Raw genomic sequence first — 1,093 nt, forward strand, 5'->3', positions numbered from 1 at the left:
GTGTCGAGTCTCGGCCGGGGGTGGTGGCGCATACCCTGGATGGGGGCGGGGGGGTTGGGGGGGGGGGGTGTTGTGGTGGGTGTGGCGGTGGTCGGGGCGGGGGGTTTTGGGGTGGGGGCGGGAGAAGCTTTCGAGGACGCGGTGGACCTGGTGGGGGGTGAGGAGGCCGGTGGCGCCTATGCGGTCGGCGAGGAGGGTGTTGAAGGCGTCGAGGGTGTCGATTTCTGGGAGGTCGTCCAGGTCGAGTAGGTCGTGCCAGGCGCCGAGGATGTGGGAGACGCTGGTGGCGATGTCCTGGCGGGTGGGTTCGAAGGTTTGGGCCACACCGGTTTCGGGGGTGGCGTCGACGAGGGCCAGCAGTTCCACGCGGTGGCCGAGTTGGCGCAGGCGGACGGCCATGGCGTGGGCGATCTGGCCGCCGAGGGACCAGCCCATCAGGTTGTAGGCGATGCCGGGGAAGCGCTCGACGATCTCGCGGACGTAGCGGTCCGCGTAGGCTTCGACGGATTCCAGGCGCGGTTCGTCGGCGACGATGTGCGGGTCTTGCAGGCCGTAGACGGGGCGGTCGGGCTCGAGCTGACTCAGCAGTGAGCCGTACACCCAGGCCAGTCCGCCACCCGGATGGATGCAGAACAGCGGTGCCCGGGTGCCCGTGGAGCGCAGCGGGGTCAGTACGCCCAGGGAGATGTCCGGTGCGCCCGAACCGATTTCCAGGGTGCGGGCCAGCGCCGCCGGGGAGGCGTCGGAGAAGAGCTGACCGATCTGCAACGACCGGCCGCTGCGTTCGCGGATCAGGGATACCACGCGCACCGCGATGAGCGAGTTGCCGCCCAGCGCGAAGAAGTCGTCGTCGGCGCCGACGACGTCGAGGTCGAGGACTTCGGCGAACACCTCGGCGACGAGGCGTTCGAGCGGGGTCGACGCGGCCCGGAATTCCGTTGCCGCCCTGACCGGTTCGGGCAGTGCGCGCCGGTCGATCTTGCCGGTGCCGGTCATGGGCATCTCGTCGAGGACCATGACGGTGTCGGGCACGAGATAGCCCGGCAGGCGTGCGGCCAGGGTCCGGCGCAGGCCCGCGGGATCGACGGCGGAT

General features: G+C 70.4%; 1 protein-coding gene. It reads right to left on the minus strand.

Translation table 11 applies throughout. The features are described from left to right. A partial coding sequence (locus tag ACWELQ_RS46160; RefSeq protein ID WP_452403267.1) for a thioesterase domain-containing protein occupies window positions 1-1,093 on the minus strand: 1,093 nt, incomplete at both ends.

It is taken from the genome of Nocardia sp. NPDC004722 (assembly GCF_053601505.1).